21 protein-coding genes and 3 pseudogenes are annotated in these 24,576 nt (G+C 29.3%); 10 read left to right on the plus strand and 14 right to left on the minus strand.

The window, feature by feature from the left end; all coding sequences use genetic code 11:
• Positions 1-89: 89 nt before the first annotated feature.
• The 3 genes and pseudogenes from ACZ5VL_RS07930 (at position 90) to ACZ5VL_RS07940 (ending at position 1,688) form a co-directional block, all read left to right on the plus strand.
• Positions 90-545, plus strand: a complete 456-nt coding sequence (locus ACZ5VL_RS07930) for a hypothetical protein (RefSeq protein WP_464198549.1) — start codon at positions 90-92, stop codon at positions 543-545.
• 153 nt (positions 546-698) lie between these two features.
• A pseudogene (locus tag ACZ5VL_RS07935) lies at positions 699-782 on the plus strand (hypothetical protein); the annotation flags it as partial.
• Between the two features lie 156 nt (positions 783-938).
• The gene (locus ACZ5VL_RS07940) at positions 939-1,688 is read left to right on the plus strand and encodes a methyl-accepting chemotaxis protein (RefSeq protein WP_464200314.1); all 750 of its coding nucleotides are present in this window, start codon (positions 939-941) and stop codon (positions 1,686-1,688) included.
• 5 nt (positions 1,689-1,693) lie between these two features.
• Here the strand turns inward: ACZ5VL_RS07940 and murG are convergent, their stop codons facing one another.
• The 7 genes from murG to secA all read right to left on the minus strand — a co-directional run bounded on the left by murG (position 1,694) and on the right by secA (position 10,997).
• Entirely contained in the window at positions 1,694-2,698 is a 1,005-nt protein-coding gene (gene murG, locus ACZ5VL_RS07945) for an undecaprenyldiphospho-muramoylpentapeptide beta-N-acetylglucosaminyltransferase (protein ID WP_464198551.1), read from the minus strand.
• A complete protein-coding gene (locus ACZ5VL_RS07950; RefSeq protein WP_464198553.1) occupies positions 2,685-3,869 on the minus strand; it encodes an FtsW/RodA/SpoVE family cell cycle protein in 1,185 nt (394 codons plus the stop codon). Before ACZ5VL_RS07950 ends, murG begins: the two co-directional genes overlap by 14 nt.
• A gap of 63 nt (positions 3,870-3,932) precedes the next feature.
• On the minus strand, positions 3,933-4,997 hold the full coding sequence (locus ACZ5VL_RS07955) for a tyrosine-type recombinase/integrase (protein ID WP_464198554.1): 1,065 nt from the start codon (positions 4,995-4,997) through the stop codon (positions 3,933-3,935).
• Between the two features lie 475 nt (positions 4,998-5,472).
• Positions 5,473-5,871 (minus strand): arsenate reductase ArsC, encoded by a 399-nt coding sequence (locus ACZ5VL_RS07960; RefSeq protein ID WP_464198556.1) that lies wholly within the window; start codon positions 5,869-5,871, stop codon positions 5,473-5,475.
• A 16-nt stretch (positions 5,872-5,887) separates the two neighbouring features.
• Positions 5,888-7,141: an arsenic transporter gene (locus tag ACZ5VL_RS07965; protein ID WP_464198558.1), complete on the minus strand. Its 1,254-nt coding sequence runs from the start codon at positions 7,139-7,141 to the stop codon at positions 5,888-5,890.
• 50 nt (positions 7,142-7,191) lie between these two features.
• On the minus strand, positions 7,192-8,382 hold the full coding sequence (locus ACZ5VL_RS07970; RefSeq protein WP_464198560.1) for an ABC transporter permease: 1,191 nt from the start codon (positions 8,380-8,382) through the stop codon (positions 7,192-7,194).
• Positions 8,382-10,997: a preprotein translocase subunit SecA gene (secA, locus tag ACZ5VL_RS07975; RefSeq protein WP_464198562.1), complete on the minus strand. Its 2,616-nt coding sequence runs from the start codon at positions 10,995-10,997 to the stop codon at positions 8,382-8,384. The genes ACZ5VL_RS07970 and secA overlap by 1 nt, the downstream gene beginning before the upstream one ends.
• A gap of 113 nt (positions 10,998-11,110) precedes the next feature.
• Between secA and lolA the strand changes: the two genes are divergently transcribed.
• On the plus strand, positions 11,111-11,623 hold the full coding sequence (gene lolA, locus ACZ5VL_RS07980) for a LolA-like outer membrane lipoprotein chaperone (protein WP_464198564.1): 513 nt from the start codon (positions 11,111-11,113) through the stop codon (positions 11,621-11,623).
• Here lolA and ACZ5VL_RS07985 read toward each other — a convergent pair.
• Genes ACZ5VL_RS07985 through ACZ5VL_RS07995 form a run of 3 tightly spaced genes read right to left on the minus strand, consistent with a single transcriptional unit; the run spans position 11,620 to position 14,888 of the window.
• Positions 11,620-12,198 (minus strand): hypothetical protein, encoded by a 579-nt coding sequence (locus ACZ5VL_RS07985; RefSeq protein ID WP_464198566.1) that lies wholly within the window; start codon positions 12,196-12,198, stop codon positions 11,620-11,622. The two genes, lolA and ACZ5VL_RS07985, sit on opposite strands and share 4 nt — an antisense overlap.
• Complete coding sequence (locus ACZ5VL_RS07990) at positions 12,195-13,499, minus strand: ATP-dependent DNA helicase (protein WP_464198568.1); 1,305 nt, start codon at positions 13,497-13,499, stop codon at positions 12,195-12,197. The genes ACZ5VL_RS07985 and ACZ5VL_RS07990 overlap by 4 nt, the downstream gene beginning before the upstream one ends.
• 12 nt (positions 13,500-13,511) lie before the next feature.
• Positions 13,512-14,888: a phosphomannomutase/phosphoglucomutase gene (locus tag ACZ5VL_RS07995; RefSeq protein ID WP_464198570.1), complete on the minus strand. Its 1,377-nt coding sequence runs from the start codon at positions 14,886-14,888 to the stop codon at positions 13,512-13,514.
• A gap of 485 nt (positions 14,889-15,373) precedes the next feature.
• On the opposite strand from ACZ5VL_RS07995, the pseudogene ACZ5VL_RS08000 reads away from it, so the two are divergent.
• Positions 15,374-15,982 (plus strand): annotated as a pseudogene (locus ACZ5VL_RS08000) (PAS domain-containing protein); the annotation flags it as partial.
• A 132-nt stretch (positions 15,983-16,114) separates the two neighbouring features.
• Positions 16,115-16,291 (plus strand): annotated as a pseudogene (locus ACZ5VL_RS08005) (methyl-accepting chemotaxis protein); the annotation flags it as partial.
• Between the two features lie 71 nt (positions 16,292-16,362).
• Here the strand turns inward: ACZ5VL_RS08005 and ACZ5VL_RS08010 are convergent.
• Positions 16,363-16,767, minus strand: coding sequence for an acyl-CoA thioesterase (locus ACZ5VL_RS08010; protein WP_464198572.1), 405 nt, complete (start codon positions 16,765-16,767; stop codon positions 16,363-16,365).
• A 135-nt stretch (positions 16,768-16,902) separates the two neighbouring features.
• Between ACZ5VL_RS08010 and ACZ5VL_RS08015 the strand changes: the two genes are divergently transcribed.
• Positions 16,903-17,346: a hydrogenase 3 maturation endopeptidase HyCI gene (locus ACZ5VL_RS08015; protein ID WP_464198574.1), complete on the plus strand. Its 444-nt coding sequence runs from the start codon at positions 16,903-16,905 to the stop codon at positions 17,344-17,346.
• Here the strand turns inward: ACZ5VL_RS08015 and ACZ5VL_RS08020 are convergent.
• The gene (locus ACZ5VL_RS08020) at positions 17,338-19,443 is read right to left on the minus strand and encodes an AsmA family protein (RefSeq protein WP_464198576.1); all 2,106 of its coding nucleotides are present in this window, start codon (positions 19,441-19,443) and stop codon (positions 17,338-17,340) included. The two genes, ACZ5VL_RS08015 and ACZ5VL_RS08020, sit on opposite strands and share 9 nt — an antisense overlap.
• Before the next feature lie 168 nt (positions 19,444-19,611).
• On the opposite strand from ACZ5VL_RS08020, the gene groES reads away from it, so the two are divergent.
• From groES to ACZ5VL_RS08035, 3 genes are all read left to right on the plus strand, one after another.
• Positions 19,612-19,872 (plus strand): co-chaperone GroES, encoded by a 261-nt coding sequence (gene groES, locus ACZ5VL_RS08025; protein ID WP_464198578.1) that lies wholly within the window; start codon positions 19,612-19,614, stop codon positions 19,870-19,872.
• 11 nt (positions 19,873-19,883) lie between these two features.
• Positions 19,884-21,521 (plus strand): chaperonin GroEL, encoded by a 1,638-nt coding sequence (gene groL / locus ACZ5VL_RS08030; protein WP_464198580.1) that lies wholly within the window; start codon positions 19,884-19,886, stop codon positions 21,519-21,521.
• Positions 21,522-21,959: 438 nt separating this feature from the next.
• Positions 21,960-23,153 carry a hypothetical protein gene (locus ACZ5VL_RS08035; RefSeq protein ID WP_464198582.1) on the plus strand — a complete coding sequence of 398 codons (1,194 nt, stop codon included), beginning with the start codon at positions 21,960-21,962 and terminating at the stop codon, positions 23,151-23,153.
• On the opposite strand, the gene ACZ5VL_RS08040 is transcribed toward ACZ5VL_RS08035, so the two are convergent.
• Together ACZ5VL_RS08040 and truA are read right to left on the minus strand one after the other, a co-directional pair.
• The gene (locus ACZ5VL_RS08040; protein ID WP_464198584.1) at positions 23,154-23,810 is read right to left on the minus strand and encodes a hypothetical protein; all 657 of its coding nucleotides are present in this window, start codon (positions 23,808-23,810) and stop codon (positions 23,154-23,156) included. It lies immediately after the preceding gene.
• A 37-nt stretch (positions 23,811-23,847) separates the two neighbouring features.
• Complete coding sequence (gene truA / locus ACZ5VL_RS08045) at positions 23,848-24,573, minus strand: tRNA pseudouridine(38-40) synthase TruA (protein WP_464198586.1); 726 nt, start codon at positions 24,571-24,573, stop codon at positions 23,848-23,850.
• Positions 24,574-24,576 lie beyond the last annotated feature (3 nt).

The raw sequence follows: 24,576 nt of genomic DNA on the forward strand, positions 1-24,576 counted from the left end.
ACTATAAATTTTATTTTTGTTACAATAATATTTTAAATTAAGAATACTTTTGTTATTATTTAAACTAAAATAAATAAAAGGCTGCTTAATTGTTTAGATTAGATACAATAAATAAAAAAATTACTATAAGTATGATTTTTGTTCTTTTCATAAGTTTTTGCACTCTATTTTTTATGATACAAAAGGAATTTTATAATTTTACTAGAAATACTAGTGAAAACAACCTAAATATGCTTAGTATGTCGATACATCAGACGGTAAAAACATCTTTGAATACAGGTGATCCTGCTATAATAGAAAAAACCGTAAGCGAAGCAGGGCTTATAGAAGGTGTTGAAAATTTAAGCATTTATCTATCGGATTCAGTTATCCAAACTTTTGGTTTAAAAGAAATTATTTTAAACGATGAAATTATAAAAAGCCAATTCTTAAATCCAAGAAATTTAAATTTGTATATAAAAGATATAAATGGTAGTTCTCATTTGAGACTAATAAGACCATTTTTAGCAAAAGATGAATGTCTTGCATGTGATGTTAGCTCATAAAAGGGAGATGTGCTTGGAGTAATGGATTTATCTTATTCTTATGATAAAATAGATAGTGCTATGAATGAAAATTCTTACAAATTTATAGCTATTATACTTTTTTCATTTATTATAACTATAGGTATTTTGATATTTGTATTAAAAAAAGTAGTAATGAGGCCAATCCTTGAACTACTAAGTAAAGCTAAAAATTTATCAAGCGGAAATGGAGATTTAAGCGCTAGGATAAATATAAAAAGTAGCGATGAAATAGGGCAAAGTTCACAAAATATAAACTCATTTATATCAAATATACAAAAGACCATATCTACTGCAAAAACAAGCGCAAAAGATGTAGATGGGCAAACTAGACTTTTAAATGATAGCTCAAATACATTACTTCTAAGTGCAAATATGGGAAGAGAGCAGATCAAAGTCTCATATCAAATGGCACAAAATATAGAACAAACACTTTTAGACTCATCTGAGCTTACAAAAAAAGCTGATAAACTAAATAAAGAGTCTTTAAATGAGTTATCAAATATGATAAATTTACTTACAGAAGTAAATAGTAGTATAAGTTTAGCAAGCTCAAAAGAACACGATATATCCAGTAATTTACAAATAATAGTTTCTCAAACGAAAGATATGAAAGGAATAATAGATATGATAAGCGATATTGCAGAGCAAACAAATCTTCTAGCGCTAAATGCCGCCATAGAAGCTGCTCATGCCGGAGATCAAGGTAGAGGTTTTGCCGTAGTTGCAGATGAAGTTAGAAAATTAGCCGAAAGAACACAAGAATCTATAATAAGCATAAATACGACAACAAAAGGTATTATAGAAAATATAAACTCTCTTTATATCACATTGCAGGAAAATGCAAATGGAATTTATAAGATAAATGATAATGCAAACAAACTATCTTCTAAAGCAAAAATAGCAGAATGTACAACCCAACATGCCATAGAAATATCTAAAGAAATAGGGTTAAAGATAATTGATATGACATCATTTATTAAAGAATTTATAAAAGAGGCTAAAAACTCGGTTGAAATAACAGATAAAAATCAAGGTATATCAAAACAACTTGTCGAAATAGCAGATAAGCTAAGTTTAGTTATCAAAAATTTAGAAGATGATTTAAATAAATTTAAATCTTAAAGGAATTAAGCTAAAATCTCATCAACGATAATTTTAGCACCATCTTTTTGTATAATTTCCCCTAAGCCATTTGAAATTTTATGTAGATCCATACTATTTATATGACTTAAAATAACTTCTTTGTTAACATCATTTTGATTGATTAAAACACAAAGATTTTTATCACTTAAAAACTTGGCGTTAAAAAATTGATGATTTTTAGCAGCAAATGGAAATGGTATAAAGATGCAAGGAAGTTTGTTTGCGCAAAGCTCCCAAAGCGAACTAGCTCCAGCTCTACTAATGCAAATATCAGCTTCTTTCATCTTTTGCTCTATGTTTTTATGAAACGCGAAAATATCAGCATCTATACCAAGCTTATCATATCTTTGCTTTATCTCATCAAATTCTTTTGAACCACATTGATGGATGATTTTTATGTTTTTTTCTTTTAAATTTAAAGCTAGTTCAAGTGCTAAAGCATTTATAAATTTAGCTCCTTGTGAGCCTCCTAAAAACATTATAGTTTTTAGTCCACTTCTTAATCTTGATGTTTGAAAAAACTTCAAATTTACAGGATAACTATAAAACTTATCCTCATAAGAACTAAAAAATTTTTTAGCAAATTTTTTAGTAATTTTATTTAGTTTACCAGTTACTGCATTTTGTTCATGAATATATATTTCTTTTTTAGCTAAAATTGCAGCAAATGAAGCAGGGGCTGCACTATATCCACCAACACAAATTATTTTTTCTATATTGTGCTTTTTAAAAATTTCCATACATTTAAAAGACAGATTTATCATATTTAAAAGCGAAAATATCTTAGATAATCCTTTTTTATTCACAACACCACTACTTGGTAAAAAGTATTTATATTCAAAGCTACTGTCATTTTCAAACCAAAGTTTATCTTGACCGCTTTGAGAACCTATAAAAATAGTTTTTTCACCTCTTTTATTTAACTCTTCGCAAAGAGTTTTTGCGATTATTAAATGTCCGCCAGTTCCCCCACCGCTAATTGCTATCATAACTAGCCTTTTTTGAAGTCTTTTTAGAAAGCATTAGCACCATTCCTACGCCTATGCTAGTTGCAAGAAGAGAGCTACCGCCATAACTTAAAAATGGTACTGGTATACCTTTAAGAGGGATAACCGAACTTATGCCGTAGGAATTTATAATAAAAGCAGTAAAAATCATAAGAGCAATACCTAAAGAAAAAAGATGATAAACTTTATTTTCACTTCTTGCTGAAATTTTTAGTATAAAAAATATAACCATAAACATCAAAAATGCTATAAAACAAAACCCTATAAATCCTATTTCTTCACTAATGCCAGCAAGCACAAAGTCAGTATGAACATCTGGCAAAAATCCAAGTTTATAGCTTCCAAAACCAAATCCTTGACCATATATAGACCCATATTTTATAGCATTTAGTGAGTTCGCAACTTGTCCAGTTTGTTCTACGACAACTTCTATGCGTAAATGATCTGCTAAATTATCTGGTAAAAATTTCAAAAATATATCTTGTGCATAAGCCCACCAATTCATTATACGATTTAGTCTATGACTAGTTGAAAGTATAGCTACTACAGCAACACAAACAGAAAGAATAAACCCCATCATAAAAAGCTTAAAACTTGTCCCTGCAAAAAGTGCTAAAAATATCAAAATAACAGCTAAAACTACGATTTGACCCAAGTCGTTTTGCATAAAAGCTATTAAAAAAACATAAAATAAAAATAGAAGTATATAGGGTATTAAAATTTTTATTTCAGTTGTAAAACTTTTTTTAGTTCCATCTATTTTTCTTGAAAAACTCCAAGCTAGGCAGTAGATAAACCCTATTTTAAAAAACTCAACAGGAGAAATCGCAAAAAAAGGTGTATGAATCCATCTTTTTGCTCCATTTACAATCCTAGCGATAGAAGAGGGTAAAAATGGCATAGATATCATTAATATGGTAAAAATTATAAAAAATAAAACACCGATTCTAAAAAGCCATTTATCAGGATCAAGTCTTGATAGAAACCACATAAGAAATATAGATAAAATCCCAGCTCCAAACTGTCTTATAAAAAAATGATAAATTGAGTAATCGTTTCTTGCAACAAAATATATAGGCAAAGAAAAAGAAAAAATTATGCCTATGGTAATTAGTAAAGAACTTATATAAAAAAGTGATTTATCTGCACTCAAATTTCAAAACCTAAAAAATGAAATAGACTTAGCATTCTACTTAAATTTCTCTTTATATTTAATTTATTGATCATTTAAATCTTCCGCAACTTTAGCAGCAAGCTTTAACTTTTGTGAGTCAAAATGCGTATAAATTCTAGATGTATTTAAACTAGCATGACCTAAAGCTTCTTGTATCAAAACTAAGTCTTTTTGTTTTTTATAAAGCATTGTAGCAAATGTATGCCTAAGCATATGTGCACCATTCTTTTCTTTTCTAATGCCAGCTTTAAACAAAATTTGTTCTACTATTCTACTTACATAAGCCTGGGTTAATCGTCCGCCATTTTTATTTACAAACAAAAATCCTTCCTTATTATTGTAATTAACTTCAAGAGTATTTAAATATTCACTTATTAGATGTTGTTTTATCATTACAATGCGATATTTATTTCCTTTTCCTCTTATTCTTATAACAAAAAGATCGCCATCTTCTATGATATCTTTTCTTTTTACACTCAGGGCTTCACTAACCCTAATGCCTGTAAATAAAATAAGTTTTATAATGCATCTATTTCTATTGCTATTTGTCTTAAAATCACTATCATCTATTGCATTTAAAAATCTCTTAACTTCATCTTCGCTCATATACTCTGGTAGCTTATTTCCGCTATTTCCACTTATGCCACCCCAGTTTTTAAGCTCTATATCAAAGATATGCGCAGATCCGTTTTCTTCATTTTGCTTATCTAAAAAACTAAAGAAATTTATTACACTTATCCTATAGTTTTTTTTACTAGCATCACTTAAAGCGCCCGTTGCACTTGCTAAAATTTCACTTAAAAGCTCTTCATCTATCTGCTTTAAGCTATCTAAATCATAAATAAGAAGTTGTTCATAAATCTTTTTTAAGGGATTAAAGTAGGTATTTACACCGCCAATCCCAGCATTTCTTGCTTTTTTCACAAGTCCATCAAGCTCTTGGATATTTGCAACACCACTACTAAGAGCATAATTTACAGATGCCAAGGCTTTTTGATCTCTTAAATCTTTGTTTGAAAGAGAGCTAATTTTAAATTTGACATATCTAGTAAGCCAAAAGAGTAGGGATGAGCCAAAATTCTCTTTGCAATCAAGTTTAAATTTCATAAAAACCCTTTTATATTAAAGTGATATTATACATTAATATATTTAAATTTGTTTTGAAAATTAGATATATTTTTTACTAAATTTATCTGCAAATTATTTAAAATTCAAATACAAGTTATTTTACTGTATAAAATAAGATAAAAGGTAAAATCGGTACTTATTTTATATATTGTATTGAAAACTATAATTTTCAAACTTATTTATATTTTCAAATTTACTCTCTTTTTAAAGTTTTCAAAGCTCATATTTTAGTCAAATTTATAACTTTACTTTTTGTGTGATAAAAACTTATCCATTAAATTTAACAATAAAAAATATGCATTTAATTATGTAATATTATACGTATAATTAAGACTATAAATTTAACACTTTCAAGATATTTTTAATTAGAGTTTTATAAATTTAATTTATAAAATGAATAGTGTAGAGATAATTTTCTTACATACTCCCCTATTTTATTTTTTGCACATAAAAATTATTTTAATGCATTTAAGACTTTTGGAAGTAAAATTTCTTCAATTTGCTTATATAGTTCTTCGTAAGCTTTAAAATCTTTTCCATCAGGATCTTCAAATCCTATATGTATTTTTTTAACAGGTTTTGGAAATATAGGGCAAGTTTGTTTTGCATTATCACAGACGGTTACGACTAGATCAAAATCATCATTTATAAGCGTATCAAGAGTTTTTGAGTGATACTCATCCTTCCATATGTTTTTATTTATAAGAAGCCGTTTTGTGTTTTTATTTACCATTAAATTTGGCTTTGTGCCACCACTTTGTGCATAAATTCCATCTAGCTTTGCATTTATTAAAGCCTCGGCTATAATGCTCCTACAAGAATTTCCAGTGCATAAAACTAAAACTTTTTTCATTTTTTCCTCTTTTTAATTAAATTAAAGCTAATAAAACTATAAAAAGTACAGGAGGTGTAACAATTAGTCCAAATTTACTATACTGCCAAAAACTAATTTTCACGCCTTTTTGAGATAATACGTGTAGCCATAATAAAGTAGCTAAACTGCCAATTGGTGTCATTTTTGGACCTAAATTACAACCTATGATATTTGCATAAACCATAGCTTCATTTCCAATATCTTTTAGTGATATATCCATAATCATAATAGTTGGTAAGTTGTTCATAACAGAGCTTAAAAATGCACTTATAAACCCAGTTCCAACAACTGCCATAAAATCACCTCTCAGGCTAATATCTTTTAGTAAAAGCTCTAGATACACTGTAAGTCCTGCATTTTTTAAACCATAAACAACTATATAAAGCCCTATACTAAACCATACAACTTGCCAAGGAGCATTTTTTATGATTTCAATTGGATTTATAGTTTTAAAAAACCAAGAAATTATCAAAAACACCATAGCTCCACCAAGTGCAAAGATAGAAATTGGAAGATTATAGATATCACCTAAAAAATACGCACTAAGAAGCAAAGCCAAAAATATCCAAGAAAACTTAAATAAAGTTCTGTTTTTAAGCGCATTATCTGCATTTTTTAAAAGGGTTACATCTATAACTTTTGGTATATCTTTTCTTAAAACTATCCATAAAATAATTATAGAAGCTATTACACTTACAAAAAACGGAACTATCATATTTGAAAGATACCTAGCAAATCCTATTTCAAAGTAATTTGCAGTTACAATGTTTGTTAAATTTGAAAATACAAAAGGTAGTGATGCGCTATCACTTATAAATCCGCCTGCAAGTAAAAAAGCTAAAATGGTTTTGTGATTTAGTTTTAATATCTTTATATTTGCTAGTAAAATCGGAGTTAGTATCAAAACAGCACCATCGTTTGCGAATAATGCCGATATAAATGAGCCCAAAATCATCGTGTATACAAACATAAGATGCCCATTTCCTTTTGAAAACTTCGCCATTTTTATAGCACACCACTCAAAAAAACCAATTGAATCTAAAATCATAGATAAGATGATTATTCCAATAAAAGATAGTGTCGCATCCCAAACGATATCACTAACTATTAGAACATCTTTAAAGCTTACAACTCCGGTAAGTAAAGCCACTATAGCACCAATTACTGATGTAGTGCCAACTTTTATACCATATGGTTGCCATATGATTAAAATAAGAGTTATTAAAAATATTAAGCTAGCAATTATCATGAGCGGTTAAAAAACAAGTATGATAAAGCTGGTTTTGAAACCATTTTTATCTACTCATTTCTAAGAGTTTGTAGCACATCAACTTCAGTTGCCTTTTTAGCTGGATAATATGATGAAATAGCAACTATAAATATAGCACCAACAACTATCATAATGAAATCCAAAACTGAAAGTTCCATTGGCAGTTTTGAGCTTCCATAAACATCTGCTGGTAGATTTATAATATCAAAAGAGCCAAGTAGCCATACACCAAATAATCCTAGCAAAACACCTATAAGGATACCACCCCCACCTATGACTCCACCAAGACAAAAGAAGCTTTTTTTAATCTCAGCTTTGCTTGCTCCAAGGGCTAAAAGCAACGCTATTTCTTGGCGTCTATTCATAACTGTCATTAGAAGTGAACTTATAATATTAAGAGAAGCAACTAAAATTATAAGCATTAACACAATGAAAAGCGCTCTCTTTTCAAGCTTTAGAGCTGAGAAAAAATTTCCGTTTTGCTCCCACCATCCAATAGCTCTTTGATTTCTTGTAAGTTCTGCTTTTATTGTTTTTATATCATTAAACGGATCTTTTGAGTAAACATGTATACCATCATAAATTCCGTTTTCATATCCTAAAACTTTTTGTAACGCTGAACTTTCTACATATATATAGCTTTTATCATAAGCTATAAGACCTGATCTAAAAGTTGATTTTACATCAAACCTTTTTATTTTAGGTATAAGAGAAAATCCTCCCGGATCAGCTTTTGTAAAAATGAGTGTGATTTTATCTTCAGGAGAGAGTAAAAACATATCGCTAAGACCCTTGCCTATAAGTGCATCAAATTCGTTAAATTTTATATCTTTTATAGCATCTTTTACAACTTTGTTTATCTCTTTTTCATGTTCAAAATCAACACCAAATACTACAACACCCTCTAATCTTTCGCCTGACTTCGCAACTCCTTGTGTTGTTATATATGGACTAAATTTCAAATCCTTAAATTTATTTCTTAATTCATTTACACTCTGATCGTTTATACCGCCCTTTGTAAGACTTATGATTGTTATGGGGTAATTCATAGTAAAAAGTTTTCGCTCAAACTCTTTATCAAAACCATTCATTATAGCCATTGCTATGATTAATACCATAAGGCCTATGGTAACACCCAAAAATGCAAGTAGTGCACTAAGCATTATAAAAGGTTGAGTTTTATCAAACCGTAAATATTTAAAAAGAAGATATTTTACCATTAAGCAAAAATACCTTTTTTGGGCCCACTCTTTCCGCAGCAGTCTTTATATTTTTTTCCACTACCGCACGGACAAGGCTCATTTCTGCGAATCTTTTTTTTAGAATTTACAAACGGTTGCCTTTTTGTACTACTTTCTTCTTGTTGCTCTTTGTCTTTATTAAATTTTATATCTTCATTTTTTTCTTCAAGCTTTCTTAGAGCTTCTTCAGCTTCGATATCTTCTCTTGTTCTAAACTGAACTATTTGAAGAGATTTTATGCTATCAAATTTAAGCCTATTTACAAGATCCATGAAAAGATTATAGCTTTCTTTTTTATACTCAACCAATGGATCTTTATGATTATAACCTCTTAACCCTATGCCAGTTTTTAACACATCCATTTGATATAAGTGTTCTCTCCAAGCAGTATCTACTACTTGCAAATAAAGCACTTTTTCAATACGTCTTCTTTGCTCATGGTCGATAAAGCTCATTTTTGATTCATACGAGCTTTCTAAAATGTCATTTAATTTTTGCGCCAAATCATCATAGTCAAGATCCAATAAGTCTTCTTTTTTGAGATCAATGGCGCAGTCATTTGATATAATAGATACAACGCTTTCTAGATTGAAACTATCTTTTATGCTACTATGAAAAATTTCAGATACATCTAGAACATTTGCAATATATTCAGATCTATTTAGTTTTATTTTATCAGTTAAATCATAATTTTCATCGAGTAATTCGTTTCTATATCTATAAATAGTTTTTCTTTGCTCATTTGCAACATCATCATACTCAAGTATATGTTTTCTTGCTTCAAAATGCAAGCTCTCAACTTTCTTTTGAGCATTTTCAACAGCCCTTGTAACCATTTTTGATTCTATATGTTCGCCATCTTGTATACCAAGTCTTTCCATGATATTTTTTATCTTATCGCTACCAAAAATTCTAAGCAAATTATCTTCTAGGCTGAGAAAAAAACGACTCTCGCCAGGATCACCTTGGCGACCAGAACGACCACGAAGCTGATTGTCAATTCTTCTACTTTCATGTCTTTCGGTTCCTATAATATAAAGACCGCCAAGTTCTTTTATCTCATCATTTATCCTGATATCAACGCCACGACCGGCCATATTTGTAGCTATAGTTACAGCTCCTTTTATACCAGCTTCCATGATAATTTCAGCTTCTTTTTCATGATTTTTGGCATTTAAAACAGAGTGTGGGATATGCGCTTTAACTAAAAGATCATGAAGTTTTTCACTTTTTTCAATCGAAGCAGTTCCTACAAGAACAGGTTGGCCATTTTTATTTGCTCTTTTTATCTCATTTATTACAGCTTCAAATTTTTCCCTTTCTGTTTTATAGATAAGGTCATTTTGATCTTTTCTTCTAACTGGTACATTTGTTGGTATTGATACAACATCCAAACCATAAATTTGAGAAAACTCAGTTGCCTCAGTTTGTGCAGTTCCAGTCATACCTGAAAGTTTTTTATAAAGCCTAAAGTAATTTTGGAAAGTAATATCAGCTAGAGTTTGACTCTCTTCTTGAATTTTAACACCCTCTTTTGCCTCAAGTGCTTGATGAAGTCCTTCGCTATAGCGTCTTCCTTCACTAAGTCTTCCAGTAAACTCATCAACTATAATAATTTCACCCTCTCTTACAACATAATCCACATCTCTATGAAAAATGTTATGAGCTTTTAATGCTTGATCTAAAAGATGGCTTAGCATCGCATTATCTAGATTATAAAGGTTTTCTACACCAAAAAGCTTTTCTGCTTTTGTAATACCAGCTTCTGTTATCATAACTGTTTTATTTTTTTCATCTATTGTAAAATCACCAGTTGCTTTTTCTTCCGGAGTTTTAGGAGCTTCTCCTCTTACCATCTGTTTTGCAACTTCATTTGCTTTTATATAACCATCTAAAGTACGGTTTGTTGGGCCTGAAATGATAAGTGGTGTTCTAGCTTCATCTATTAAAATACTATCAACTTCGTCAACTATAACAAAATTATGTTCTCTTTGGGCTTTTTGATCTGCTGAAAATTTCATATTATCACGCAAATAATCAAATCCAAACTCATTGTTTGTTCCATAAGTTATATCAGCAGAGTATGCTTCTTGTCTAGCTTTATCATCATGTATGCCATTTAATACAACTCCAACGCTAAGCCCTAAGAAGTTATATAAAATACCCATTTGCTGTGCATCTCTTTTAGCAAGATAATCATTTACAGTTACGACATGTACGCCCTTCCCACTCATAGCATTTAAAACAACAGGTAGTGTTGCAACTAATGTTTTACCCTCACCTGTTTTCATTTCAGCGATCTTTCCATCATTTAAAACCATACCGCCTATAAGTTGAACATCGAAGTGACGCATATTTAAAACTCTTTTACTAGACTCTCTAACTATAGCAAAAACATCATTTAAAACTTCATTTTGCGTTTTTTTACCGTCCATAACTTCAGCTCTTAAAGCATTAAAAGATGTTTTTAACTCATCATCACTCATAGCCTGATATTTTGATTCTAGGGCGTTTATAGCTCTTATCTTTGAAAAGTATTTTTTTATCTCTCTATCGTTTTTTGTTCCAAATATTTTTTTAATTGCTGAAATCATTCTACTTACACCTTTTTTTAAATTTAAGCTGATATTTTATCATAGATTATTTTATTTATTGTTTAATTTTTGATGGTAGTATTTTGCCTTGATCACAACAAAAGGGTTTTTATATGAAAAAAATTTCTATTTTATTTGCATTTTGCGTTTTGGCTTTTAGCAATGAACTTGATTATACGAGTTTAAAAAGTGATTTTACACAAACTGTTACAAGCGGCGATGCAAAGATAATTTATAAAGGCAGCTTTAGCGCAACTGATGATAATAAGGCTGTTTGGATATACACAGAACCAACAAACAAAACTATATATTTTGGACAAGATAAAGTTATGATAGTTGAGCCTGATTTAGAGCAAGTTATAGTTTCAAACTTAAAAGATAGTCCAAATTTAACAAAGATTTTAAAAAGCGCAAAAAAAGTATCAAACGATAGATACGAAGCAACATTTGATGGTATTACTTATAAAGTTTTATTACAAAATTCCCTTCCAAGTATAATAACCTATAAAGATAAGTTGGACAATGCTGTAGAGATTAAGCTAAAAAATACACAAAAAGATATCTCTATAGATAGAGATGATTTTGTGCCAAAAATTCCAAATAACTACGATATAGTTAAAAATTAATTTTCTCCAAAGTCCTTACCAAAATTCGGATCTTTTGTATAATCATATCCATTTAAATTTGGACTTTTAGCACTATTTCCACCATTATAAAACTCATTTAAGTTAGGTTTTTGATTTATAGCAGGAGCATTTGGTTGTTGTGGAGTAACAACTTGTGGCACAGAAGGTTGTGGATGTTGCCCTACAGTTTTGCAAATATCAGTTGATCTAATGGCAGCTATGATCTCATCCATACTTGGCTCACTCATTGTTTTTAATTCTATAATATAAATTGCCTCCACATCTACATTGTATCTTTTTCTAGCATAGTCCAAAACCATATTTTTAAAGTTTTCTTTGCCTTTAGATGTCATAATATCTTCTACAAAATAACTACTTATAATAACATTTATGCTATCTAAAATTTTACCTTTATTTTCCATCAAATCTCTACCTATAACTTCAGCAGTTAATGAGACTTTTCGTATAGTATTTTTACCAGCCTTTGAATATAAATTTGTTTCAAAATTTTCTATGTTTATACCTTCACTAAATGCAAAAGTAAAAAACATTAAAATACAAAGAAAAATCCTCACAATATCTCCTTTATAAAGTTATTTTTTGCATAAAAATTTGCTACTTCTTGGTCTATTGTAGCATTTTTTTTAATATAATTTTCAAAGTTTTCATTTCTATTAAAGATGATTTTTAAATTTTTTGGATTGCTAGAGCGAGAAAGTGCTACATAAAGCTGGCCTGAAACAAAAATTTTATCTAAATTACAAGTAAGATTACTTATACTCATACCTTGCGATTTGTGTATTGTAATGGCATAAGCAAGTTTAAAAGGAAACTGAAAATAACTAGCTTTTACATTCTCATTTATTTCTCCATTTTCTATAACATAATCACTTAAATCATACTTTTGTCTTATTACCTCGAGTGTATTTCCGTTTTCAACTAAAATTTTTACAAGTTCTATTTCGCCATTTTGCTTTATAATATCAACTATTTGCCCTCTTTGCCCATTAAAAAACTCACCCCATTTGTTTGTTGTAAATATAACCTTTGCCCCTACTTTCATCTTTAGCTCATCAGTTACATTAAGATTTCCTATCCATTTTAACAAAAAACTTTCATTTATGTTCTCATCATAAACTTCAAAATAACCATGAGATATTTCAAGTTGAGAATTAAGTTCAGATAGTTTTAGCATATTTAATCTATCGGCTTCAATATTTGTTCCAAAAAGCACACTTGAGTCAAAATCAACCTCTTTACTTAAAAAAGTTTTTATATATGAAATTTCTCTAAATCCAATCTCTCCCACTCTTAAATTTGAAAGAAAAGTATAAAAAACTTTATCATTTGTTCTTTTTGATTCACAAAGCTCAATATTTACTAAGTTTAAATCACTCCAAGCGTTAGATGAAAAAGCGTAAATTTGATTAAAAAGTGTATTTGTAGGCTCTTTTTTGACTGGCGGTAGTTGATAAAAATCGCCTACTAAAAGCACTCTACCAGTAAATTTAGCATTTATCAGCCTAAGATATATTAGATCCATAATGCTTGCTGAAACCATAGAAATTTCATCTATTACTATAAGATCTGTTGTTTTTATAATTTCATTTAGATCTTTTAGTTTTTGACAATTTTTCTTATCGTAGGCTTTCAGTTCTTCATAGTTTGAGCAAATTCCAAGTTTAAAAAAGCTATGAAGCGTAATACCACCTATTCCAATTGCGCTTATACCAGTACTTCCAAGAGAAATAACTTTTTTTGAGTTATTTTGATAATACTTGATTATCTCTAAAACTAAATAACTCTTTCCAACTCCTCCACCACCAGTTAAAAACACATTAGATGTTTTTAAAATCTCTAAAATTTGCTCTAACAAAAATTTGCTTTCTTATAAACTAGCACTTATCTCATTTAAAATTTCGTCAAAAACACTTTGTATTTTTTCTAAGAACTCTTTTGAATTTGCCTCAAATCTAGTTACTAAAACAGGAGTTGTATTTGATGCTCTTACTAGCGCCCAACCCTCATCAAAATGAACTCTAATACCATCTATTTCTATAAGTTTTTTTATCTCAGGAAGTTCATCTATGCCATCTTTTATCTTACTTTTTAAAATTTCTATTATTTTAAATTTATTTTCTTCACTGGTTTTTACTTTTATCTCATCTGTACTATAAAGTTTTGGAAGCTTATCAAGCTCATCATCTAAATTATACCCAAGATGAATAAGCTCTAAAACCCTCATCATAGCATACATAGCATCATCAAATCCAAAATATCTCTCTTTAAAGAAGATGTGTCCACTAACTTCAGCAGCAAGGTCTATATTTTGTTCTTTCATGGCTTTTTTTATGTTGCTATGCCCAGTTTTTCCTATGAAGCTTTTACCAACCTTATCTATATAATCAAACATCACAGTGGAGCATTTTACTTCTCCTAAAACTCTAGGATTTTTCATATTTAACGTATAAAGACAAGCAAGCTCATCGCCCTTTATATCTCTTTTGGGTGTTAAAACCGCAACTCTATCAGCATCTCCATCAAAAGCTATACCTAAATTTAGGTTATTTTTTTTCATAAAATCTTTCACATCATTAAGATTTTCTTGTATTGTAGGATCTGGATGATGATTTGGGAAATTTCCATCTGGGTTTTCATAAAGTATCGTTGCATTTAAATTTAGTTTTTTACAAATTTCGCCAAGAGTTATGCCAGCAGCTCCATTTGCACAATCAGCAACAAAAGGAGTTTTAAAATCTTTAAGATGAGCGAATTCCTTTACAAAAAAGCTTATGTATTCGCTTAAAATATCATACTTTTGGATATTTGCATCAATACTTATATCTTTATCTAAATTTTGATTTAGCGCATCAATTACTAAATTTTTTAAATATTGCAAATCCTTTCCAAAATAGCTATCTTTAAAGATTGTTATTTTAAATCCATTATATTCTTTTGGATTATGTGATCCAGTTATCATTATATTTGCATTAAATTTCTCAGTAAACACACTAAAATAACCTACAGGAGTCGGTGCCATACCTATATCAAAAAGCTTGATATCGCTTTTTTTAAGTCCGCTAACTAGCCAAGAAAAAAGATCATTTGCACTAAGCCTTGCATCATACCCTATACTAAGTGTTTTTACACCTTTTTTTTGCATAATTTCGCCAAGTTTTAAGCCTATTAATTTAACACAACTCTCATTTAAATCATCACCAAAAATTCCTCTTATGTCATACTCTCTAAAAATTTGATCTATCATAATTTTCCTTTTAAATTTTAATTTATGATAATATTTAAAATTTTATAAATAACTAATAAAAATTTAAATATTATGCATGAAATTATAGTAAAATATATAAATTAAAATCAACCAAAAAGGATAAAGCTATGTTTAACAATTCCAAGCAAAATTTAGAAAATTTTATTAAAAATTTAGAAAGTTTCATGCAAACTGAAAACAAGGCTTATTTTGATAATTTAAACTTAAGCGATACTTCTAAAAACAGTTTAAATAATATACAAAATATGATATCTCAGTACAAAAATACAATAAATTTACAAAAAGAACAAATTGAAAATTTAAAAGATGGTGAAAATGCTGATTTAAAAACTTGCAAAACAGAACTAGAAGAAAAAAATTTAATGATGAATGTTTCAAGAGATGGTTTGTGGTATATGAATTTCCCAGAAGATGGAAATATAAAAGAAAACACCCCTTTTATGTGGTCTGATAAATTTAGACATATGCTTGGCTACAATGATGTAAATGATTTCCCAAATTTACTTGGAAGCTGGGCTGAGAAACTTCATCCTGAAGATCGCGATAAAACTCTAAATGCTTTTGCCGTAAGCTTAAATGATAAAACGGGAAGAACCCCTTACGATGTAAAATATAGACTAAAATTAAAAAGCGGTGAATACTACTGGTTTAAAGCAGCTGGTATAGTAAAAAGGGATTCGAAAAACAATCCACTAATGATAGCTGGTTCATTAACAGATATAAATGATGAAGTTGTTAATCAAGATAAACTTGAAAGCACAAATTTAAGATTTTTTTTATCACAAGATATGCTGAGTGATGGACTTTGGGATGTTGTGATAAAAGAAAAAGACATAAGAAGTAAAAAAAATATATTTTGGTTTTCAAATCACTTCAAAACACTTTTAGGAGAAAATGAAAATTTCACCACAGAGAACTCCATAGAAACAATTTTTTCAAGAGTCCACAAAGATGATTTAGATACACTAAAACAAAAATTAGAATATTTTATTAAACATAATGAAAGCATCCTAGATACAGAACTTAGATTAAATGTAAAAAATAAAGATTATAGATATTTTAGATTTCAATGTAGAGCAAATAGGTCTCAAAACGGAGATATAAACCGAATAGTTGGTGTAATATCAGATATTGATGCCGCTAAAAAAGAGATAAAGGCTCGTGAAATAGAAAAAGACCAAAATGAAAAGATAAAACAAAATATAGAAAATATATCATCTATAGTTGTTACAATGGACGAGATAGCTGACCAAACAAATCTACTTGCATTAAATGCTGCCATAGAAGCTGCAAGAGCTGGCGAATACGGCAGAGGATTTGCAGTAGTTGCAGATGAAGTAAGAAAATTAGCTGAAAAAACATCAGAATCAATAAATGAAATAACGCAAATGCTAAAAAATAATAAATAAAAGCTAAAATTTACAAGTCGTTTGACTTGTAAATTTATCTAAATTTAAAACCCATGCAACCTTTTTAAATCAGTATCTATAGGCTTCTTCTCTCCTGCTTTATTAACACTAACATATACAACTTCAGCTGTAGTGACAGGAACACATATTGTTGTATTATGATCTGTTAGTCTTTGAACAACTACTTTTACAAGAGTAGTTATGGATGTTTTTCCAACACTAATGACTTTTGCATAACAACTTACAATATCGCCTACAAAAACAGGTTCATTAAAAACAACCTCTTTCATAGATATAGTAACAACTCTTTCTGGCGCCATTTCTTTTGCTGCTATAGCTCCAGCTAAATCAATTTGAGACATAATCCATCCTCCAAATATATTTCCAGCCGGATTTGTATCACTTGGCATTGCTACTATTTTTATTTTTGGCTCGCCCATGTCTTTCATAATTTATATTCTCCTTATTAAATTAGAACAAAATATTACACTTTAAATTTTAATACTTTCTTACTATTCATAAAATATAGTTATTTTTATTTTATTTTGCTAAACTTCTTTTTAAAATTTTAAAGAAAGCCAAATATGAAAAAAGCACTTTTATGTATAGGAAATGAGCTAAGAGGAGATGACGGAATAGCTTTATATCTTGGAAATTTAGTAGAGAAAGAATTAAACGAATGGAAGGTTTTTTATGGTGAAGATGTGCCAGAAAATGAGTTTGGAGCTATTAGAAATTTTGCTCCAGACATTTTAGTAGTAGTTGATGCTATGAGTGGATTTAAAGAAGGAATTAGCGAGTTTTTAGATATAAGTGATGAAAAAACTTATATGTATTCTACTCACAATCTGCCAGCACCAGTCTTGCTAAGTTATCTTAGAACTATTTGTCCTAAGACTATATTTTTAGGTATCTCTGTCCTTTTTGAAAATGTTTTAGACTTTCAAAAAGGACTAAGCAAAAACGCTCTACACTCCGCAAATCTTGCTTTAGAAAAGATAAAATTACTAGATAATGAACTAAAATAACTCTTTTAATATTCCTTTTACAGCGTCTTTTGTCCTATCTTTTGATGAGCTATTTTGATCTAAAGTTTGTGTGCCATTTGTATCTGCGGTAGTGTTTGAATCAGATCCAAAAAGCTTATCCAAACCTTTATCTAGCTGTCTTGAAAATTTAGACTTTAAATAAGCAGAACCTACATTATATTTTGGCTCTTTTGTAGTTCCTGTTATATCTATTGATATATCTGTTTTTTCTATATTTCCTCTTACTGGTATATAGATTTCAGATGTCACTAAATTTAATGTTCCCTTTTTTACATCAAAAGCACCCTTGCTTTTTTTACCGCTTTTACCACTATTTCCAATCCAAGCATCAAAATTGATATTATCGTTTTGTATAGTTCCATTTACATCAGCTTTATCAAAAACCGTTGCATCAAAGCTACCTTCTGATACAGCTTTTAGTATGTTTATAAACTCGTTACTTGCAAGCATTCCATCATTTACATCTAAAGAGAAATTTCCATTCTTTTTAGATAAATCATAATTTAAACTAGCATCTCCCATACCATTATATATATGTTTGTAATTTAACATATCAGTTAATTTTTTAACATCAAAAGTTTTAAAATTTGAAGTTAAGATAAGGCCATTAAAACCAGTTTTATTAAAATTATCATTTTTTATATCTACTTTTAAATTTCCATTTAGAAAATTTGATATTATAGATGTTAAAAATTTACCATTTTGTATATTTGTGCTTCCGTTTGCAACAAAATTTCCAGTTAAATTTGTATTTGTAAGAAATGATAAAGCATTTAAATTAGGTATATCTAAAACATAATCCGAACTAAAATTGCCATTTTTTATAGCGGCATTTTTTATATCAAATTTTGCCAAGTTGCTATCTAAATTTGCTTTTGCATTTATGGCATCATCTTTTTTATCGAAATTTGCATCTAGGCTATATTTTATATTGCTTGGAAAGCTTTTTCCACTCATTTTATCAAGCTCAGGCTTGTTTAAAAGTGCATCTTTTATAGTCATTTTTCCTTTTGCGTTTTTAAAACTTATATTTGAAAGTATCTCACCGTTTATATTTCCATTTGATAAACTTGGTTGATTTAGGATTTTTAAAACTTTTTGTAAACTAACATTTTTAAGAGATATTTTAAGATCTTCGTCTTTTAAATTTGCAACTATATCACCATCTAAGCCCAAAACTTTAGCATAAAGGATAGTTATTTTATTATCTTTTATATTAGTAGCTCCGATTATATTAAGAGCTCCTACTAATTTTTGTTTAGTAAATGACTCAAGATTAGAAAGATCATTTAATTTTATATCAAAATCACTATCTATTTGTTTTGTTTTTAAATTTATAGTTGTATTTTTAGCACTCGCTTCTACTTTTAAATTTGAATTTATATATGTTTTAGCATTTATATTATCACCTTGCATCTTTAGCTCACTAATACCACTAAGAGTTGTATTTGAAGGGAGTGTTATATTTAGCTCATCGCTAAAAACTTTTTCATTTAATCTCACATCTTTTGCATTTATAGTAGCTGAACCTTGTGCATTTTGTATATCAGCATTTATATCTACATTTCCATAAGCATATAGGGGCTGCTTAGCAAGAGGTAAAGCTTTTGCTAAATTTAAGCCATTTGCATCTATTTTTAAGTTATATGGTTTCATATCTTTTATATTTGCAATAACTTTTATATCACTATCTAAAAATCTACCACTTGAGTTTGCATCAAAGTCATTCATGTTGCCATTTATTTTTCCGATTAAATTCATCTTTTCCCCAAGCTCAAAGCCAAAGCTTTTTAAATTTTCTATATTTATTTGATAATCAACATCAAAACTTCTAGAAAAGATAGAATAAGGGCCATTTAAATTTAAAAAAATTTCTTTATTAATATCTCCTTTTAAATTTAAATGATTAAAACCAACTCTAAATGTTTCAAATTTTACATCATATCCGCTCTTTTCTTTAATAACTTTTTCAACATAGGGCTTTATAAGACTATTGCCCGCACTAGAAAATAAAAATGCAACTACTAAAACCAAAAATATGGCTATACATCCCAAAATTAAAAATACTTTTTTCATATTTTCATCCTTAAATTTAATAACTTCTAGCATAAAACTTTAGTGTCTTAGACTAAAATTATATGATAATTTTTTATTTAACTATTGACATTTTATAAAAATTATCATATAATTTCATCACTCAAAGCAAAAGAGTGCTAATAAATTTATTTTAACAAAGGAAACAAAATGAAATTCAAACCACTCGGTAAACGTGTTTTAATTGAACGCGTAGAAGAAACAAACAAAACTGCTACAGGTATAATTATACCTGACAATGCTAAAGAAAAACCTTTAAGTGGAAAAGTAGTTGCAGTTAGCAAAGAAGTTGAATGCTTACAAGAAGGTGATAAAGTTGTATTTGCAAAATATGGCGGAACAGAAATAAATCTAGATGATAAAAAATATTTGGTTTTAAGCATTGATGATATTTTGGGTATTATAAAATAAGGAGATAAAAAATGGCAAAAGAGATAATTTTTTCAGATGACGCAAGAAATAGACTATATGAGGGTGTAAGAAAACTTAACGATGCAGTTAAAGTAACAATGGGACCAAGAGGTAGAAATGTGCTTATACAAAAAAGTTTTGGCGCTCCTTCTATCACAAAAGATGGTGTTAGTGTTGCAAAAGAAATAGAACTTAAAGATACAATAGAAAATATGGGCGCAGGACTTGTAAAAGAAGTTGCAAACAAAACAAATGATCAAGCAGGCGATGGTACAACAACTGCAACAGTTTTAGCTCATTCTATATTTAAAGAAGGTCTTAGAAATATTACAGCTGGAGCAAATCCGATCGAAGTAAAACGCGGTATGGACAAAGTTGCTGAAGCAATCATAACTGAGCTTAAAAATATGTCTAAAAAAGTAAAAGATAAAAAAGAGATAGCTCAAGTTGCTACGATCTCTGCAAACTCAGACGAAGCTGTTGGTTCACTTATAGCTGATGCTATGGATAAAGTTGGCAAAGATGGCGTTATAACAGTAGAAGAAGCAAAATCAATAAATGATGAGCTAAATGTTGTTGAGGGTATGCAGTTTGATAGAGGTTATTTAAGTCCATATTTTATCACAAATTCAGAAAAAATGACAGTTGAGTTAAGCAACCCTTACATTTTACTTTTTGATAAAAAGATAACAAATTTAAAAGATTTACTACCTGTTTTAGAACAAGTTCAAAAATCAGGCAAACCACTTCTTATTATAGCTGAAGATATCGAAGGTGAAGCACTTGCAACATTGGTTGTAAACAAACTTCGTGGAGTTTTAAACATTTCAGCCGTAAAAGCTCCTGGTTTTGGTGATAGAAGAAAAGCAATGCTTGAAGATATCGCTATTTTAACAGGCGGTGAAGTTGTTAGTGAAGAGTTAGGAAGAACACTAGAAAGTGCAACTGTGGCTGATCTTGGTGAAGCAGATAGAGTAGTAATAGATAAAGATAACACTACTATAGTAAATGGTAAAGGCGAGAAAGCATCAATTGACGCAAGAGTTAATCAAATAAAAGCTCAAATAGCTGAGACAACAAGCGATTATGATAGAGAAAAATTACAAGAAAGACTAGCTAAACTTAGCGGTGGTGTTGCAGTTATAAAAGTTGGTGCAGCAACTGAAACAGAAATGAAAGAGAAAAAAGACCGAGTTGATGATGCACTTTCTGCTACAAAAGCAGCAGTTGAAGAAGGTATTGTTATAGGCGGTGGTGCAGCTATTATAAAAGCTGGAGCAAAAGTTAAACTAGATCTTAAAGGTGATGAGGCAATAGGCGCTGATATAGTAAAAAGAGCTCTTCGTGCTCCACTTAGACAAATCGCTGAAAATGCTGGATTTGATGCTGGCGTTGTTGCAAATGCAGTTGAAACAAATACAGATGAAAATTATGGCTTTGATGCTGCAAAAGGCGAGTATGTAAATATGTTCGAAGCTGGTATCATTGACCCCGTTAAAGTATCAAGAGTAGCTTTACAAAACGCGATTAGCGTTGCAAGCCTACTTCTTACAACAGAAGCAACAGTAAGTGAGATAAAAGAAGATAAACCTGCTATGCCAGACATGAGTGGTATGGGCGGAATGGGTGGTATGGGCGGAATGATGTAGTTTGCCCTACTTTTTAAGCATCTCTTAATCATAGAGATGCTTAAATTTCTCATGAACTTACTACTTAAAATTTTAATCTTTTTTCTAATATTATCTTTCATATTTATTTTTGATCAGATAACCTGCACTGCGTTTTTATTATATTTTATACTATTTTTACTTGTGTTAAGTTATGAAATTTTTTCTTATAGCATAATTTCAAAAAGATTTTTAAACGAAGCAATATTTAGAAAAAGCAGTAAAATAAAACCATATTTAAGCGGGAATCTTCGCTACAGCATTTCTTCTTTTATAAAAGCTCTGTTTTTTACTTTTATAACGGTGCTTAACTTTGCCAATATAGATAATTACGTTTTTTTATATATATTTCTTGCTATACCTCTGATTTTTATAATAACTAAATTTATTATAATGAAAAGCTTGATGCGTGAGTTTAAAATGTCAAATTATAGCCTTAAAAAAGCTATTATTTACATTTCAAGCACTTTTACAACAGTTATTTTTATATTACTTTTTATAAATTTTATTTGGGGAAAAGACATTAGTTTATCTGAAATTTTCATTTTAGATCTAAAAAATTCTCAATGTATATTGATAAATGAAATACTAACCATAAATGGATTTATAGAAAATGTCCAAAACTATCTTTTTACCCTACTTCAAACAAAACTTGGTAAAATCATAGTTTGGGTTATAATAGGCTTGAATTATTTTGCATTTTTTGTAGCAATTACTCATATTTATTCATTTTTATTTACCAAAAAAGATAAAAAATATAGTTTTAAATTTGGCTACTTTTTGGAAACTATATTTATTTTAGCATTTGGTGTTTTGATATTTTTCTTAGCTTCATTTTTAAATGAAACTCATGAAAATGAGCTTAAAAGTAAGCAAATTTTGCTAAATTTAAAAAACGAAATAAATAGTGCAATAAGTCAAAATTTAACAAATACAAAAAATTCCCTAGATATTTACATAGATCAAATTTATGAAACAAGCGTTGATAAAGCTGTTAAAAAAATAGCTGATTTTGAGTATGCTTGGCATAGTGATTATGTAAAACTTTATCATTGGGCAGTTGATAAAAGCTCTTCAAACTTTTATCAAAATAAATTTGAAAATATAATAAAAGATAGTTTTCCTACTGACTTTAACGAAACTATAACAAATATCGTTGTATTAAATTTAGATAATTTAAAAAAAGACATAAGTAAAATACAAGAAGAAAGCACAGTAGATTCTAATGTATCAAATATCTTAAACATTATAGATATGCAAAGCTACAAACTAAAATTTGGAGTAAATTCGGTTTTAACTATTGGTAGTTTAGCAATGTTAAAAACTGGCACAAAAGTTGCTGCAAAAAGTGGAGCAAAGCTGGCTTTAAAAAGCTCAACTAGCTTAGGCGCTGGAACAAGTGGCACGTTTTGCGGTCCAGCAAGCATAATTTGTGTACCAATCCTTGCTATAACCACTTGGTTTGGATTTGATTATGTTGTATCAAAAGCTGATGAAAAGCTAAATAGGGAAGAATTTGAATCGGAGCTAAAAGCAGAACTTATGGCTCAAAAAGAAAATTTCAAAGCTCTTCTTTATCAAAATATAGATGAGCTTTATTTTCAGTTTAGATAGCTAAATTTTGATATTTAAAATCTCATTTTTCTCTTTTTGAAACTCTATGCGTTTTTCTTCATCTTTTTTCTCTTTTATTTTCTTCAAAAGCTCTTCAAACCAATCATCTTTGCTTCCAAACGTGTTAGTGTTTTTTATAACAAATGAAGATGAATTATCGCTAAATGATGGTGCACTCATTGCCATTCCTTTGTAAGGAACCCCACCAACATTTTCATTTTTATCACTTAGTGAAAAAACGGAACCTGTGATATTTGAACTTATAACATCACTGCCCATTCTTATCTTGTGATTTGTATCAAGCGAGTCATGTTCTCTTCTCATAAGTCCAAAAACTTTAGCTTTATAGCTTGGATCATTTGCCATTTTTTGTAAATTTTTATCATCTATATATAAAAGATGTTGCCCATTTATTGGGTCACTTGGTTCACTACTTACAAATTTATATTTTGAAAACTCTTTTTGGATCTCTTCTTTTAGTTTATCAACCGAGCTTTTTCCACCATTTTCATCATTTTTAAATTTATTTTCATAAATTTTTGTTTGATTTTCTCCATATTTTATAAGCGAACTGCTAAATTCATTTAATGATGAATAAGTTTTAGGTGAATTTACAATACCATCTCTTTGCAAATTTGTAGAAATAGAATTTATCATGCTATCTCCTTTATTCCTATATCGGCAAAAACAGAAATCAGTTTAATTTATCATAAAAAACTCTATTTAGATAAAGTCCGTTTGGAGAAAACGGTATCCTAGTTAAAGCTTTTAGCTCATACTCATTTTGTATAATTTTGCCATCATTTAAAGCTTTAAAAGAATTTGCCATCATTAGCCTAATTTGGGAGCGTAAAAAGCCATTTGCTTTAAATGTTATTATGCTTAGATTATCTTTTCTAAAAGCTCTTGCAAAGTGCACGGTTCGCACGCTTGATTTAACATCGCTTCCCATTTTCATATAGTTTTTAAAATCATGCTCTCCTACAAAAACTTGTAAAATTTCATTTAACTTTTGTATGTCAAATTCTGGCATAAAAAGGCAATATTTTGATAAAAAAGGACTAAATTTACCATGATTTATCAAATATCTATAACTTCTTGCAATGGCATCAAAACGCACATTAAAGTTATCATTTACAACTATAATTTTTTTAACATGCATTTTTGGATGCAAATGGCGATTTATAAGCTCACATAGTCTTTTTTTATCATTAAAATAATCATTTTCTATTGCTACACATGAGCACTGATTTAGCGCGTGAACCCCCTTATCTGTTCTAGAGCTAGATGTTAATTTAGAAAAAATGCCAACATGACTAAGTGCACTTTGAATATAATCTTCTACACTATTTTCATGTGGTTGACGCTGCGAGCCACAGAATTCGCTACCATCATAACTATAAATAAAAAGTAATTTCAATGC

The organism is Campylobacter sp. GTC17093 (genome assembly GCF_055397635.1).

What these genes read in the sequence shown, in the direction of transcription:
- ACZ5VL_RS07955 (WP_464198554.1), bottom strand. Translation starts at nt 4,997, where the DNA reads ATGAAATTTAAACTTGATTGCAAAGAGAATTTTGGCTCATCCCTACTC.
- groES (WP_464198578.1), top strand. Translation starts at nt 19,612, where the DNA reads ATGAAATTCAAACCACTCGGTAAACGTGTTTTAATTGAACGCGTAGAA.
- murG (WP_464198551.1), bottom strand. Translation starts at nt 2,698, where the DNA reads ATGATAGCAATTAGCGGTGGGGGAACTGGCGGACATTTAATAATCGCA.
- secA (WP_464198562.1), bottom strand. Translation starts at nt 10,997, where the DNA reads ATGATTTCAGCAATTAAAAAAATATTTGGAACAAAAAACGATAGAGAG.
- ACZ5VL_RS08020 (WP_464198576.1), bottom strand. Translation starts at nt 19,443, where the DNA reads ATGAAAAAAGTATTTTTAATTTTGGGATGTATAGCCATATTTTTGGTT.
- ACZ5VL_RS08010 (WP_464198572.1), bottom strand. Translation starts at nt 16,767, where the DNA reads ATGAAAGACATGGGCGAGCCAAAAATAAAAATAGTAGCAATGCCAAGT.
- ACZ5VL_RS07940 (WP_464200314.1), top strand. Translation starts at nt 939, where the DNA reads ATGGGAAGAGAGCAGATCAAAGTCTCATATCAAATGGCACAAAATATA.
- ACZ5VL_RS07965 (WP_464198558.1), bottom strand. Translation starts at nt 7,141, where the DNA reads ATGATAATTGCTAGCTTAATATTTTTAATAACTCTTATTTTAATCATA.
- ACZ5VL_RS08040 (WP_464198584.1), bottom strand. Translation starts at nt 23,810, where the DNA reads ATGATAAATTCTATTTCTACAAATTTGCAAAGAGATGGTATTGTAAAT.
- groL (WP_464198580.1), top strand. Translation starts at nt 19,884, where the DNA reads ATGGCAAAAGAGATAATTTTTTCAGATGACGCAAGAAATAGACTATAT.
- ACZ5VL_RS07960 (WP_464198556.1), bottom strand. Translation starts at nt 5,871, where the DNA reads ATGAAAAAAGTTTTAGTTTTATGCACTGGAAATTCTTGTAGGAGCATT.
- lolA (WP_464198564.1), top strand. Translation starts at nt 11,111, where the DNA reads ATGAAAAAAATTTCTATTTTATTTGCATTTTGCGTTTTGGCTTTTAGC.
- ACZ5VL_RS07995 (WP_464198570.1), bottom strand. Translation starts at nt 14,888, where the DNA reads ATGATAGATCAAATTTTTAGAGAGTATGACATAAGAGGAATTTTTGGT.
- ACZ5VL_RS08015 (WP_464198574.1), top strand. Translation starts at nt 16,903, where the DNA reads ATGAAAAAAGCACTTTTATGTATAGGAAATGAGCTAAGAGGAGATGAC.
- ACZ5VL_RS08035 (WP_464198582.1), top strand. Translation starts at nt 21,960, where the DNA reads ATGTCAAATTATAGCCTTAAAAAAGCTATTATTTACATTTCAAGCACT.
- ACZ5VL_RS07970 (WP_464198560.1), bottom strand. Translation starts at nt 8,382, where the DNA reads ATGGTAAAATATCTTCTTTTTAAATATTTACGGTTTGATAAAACTCAA.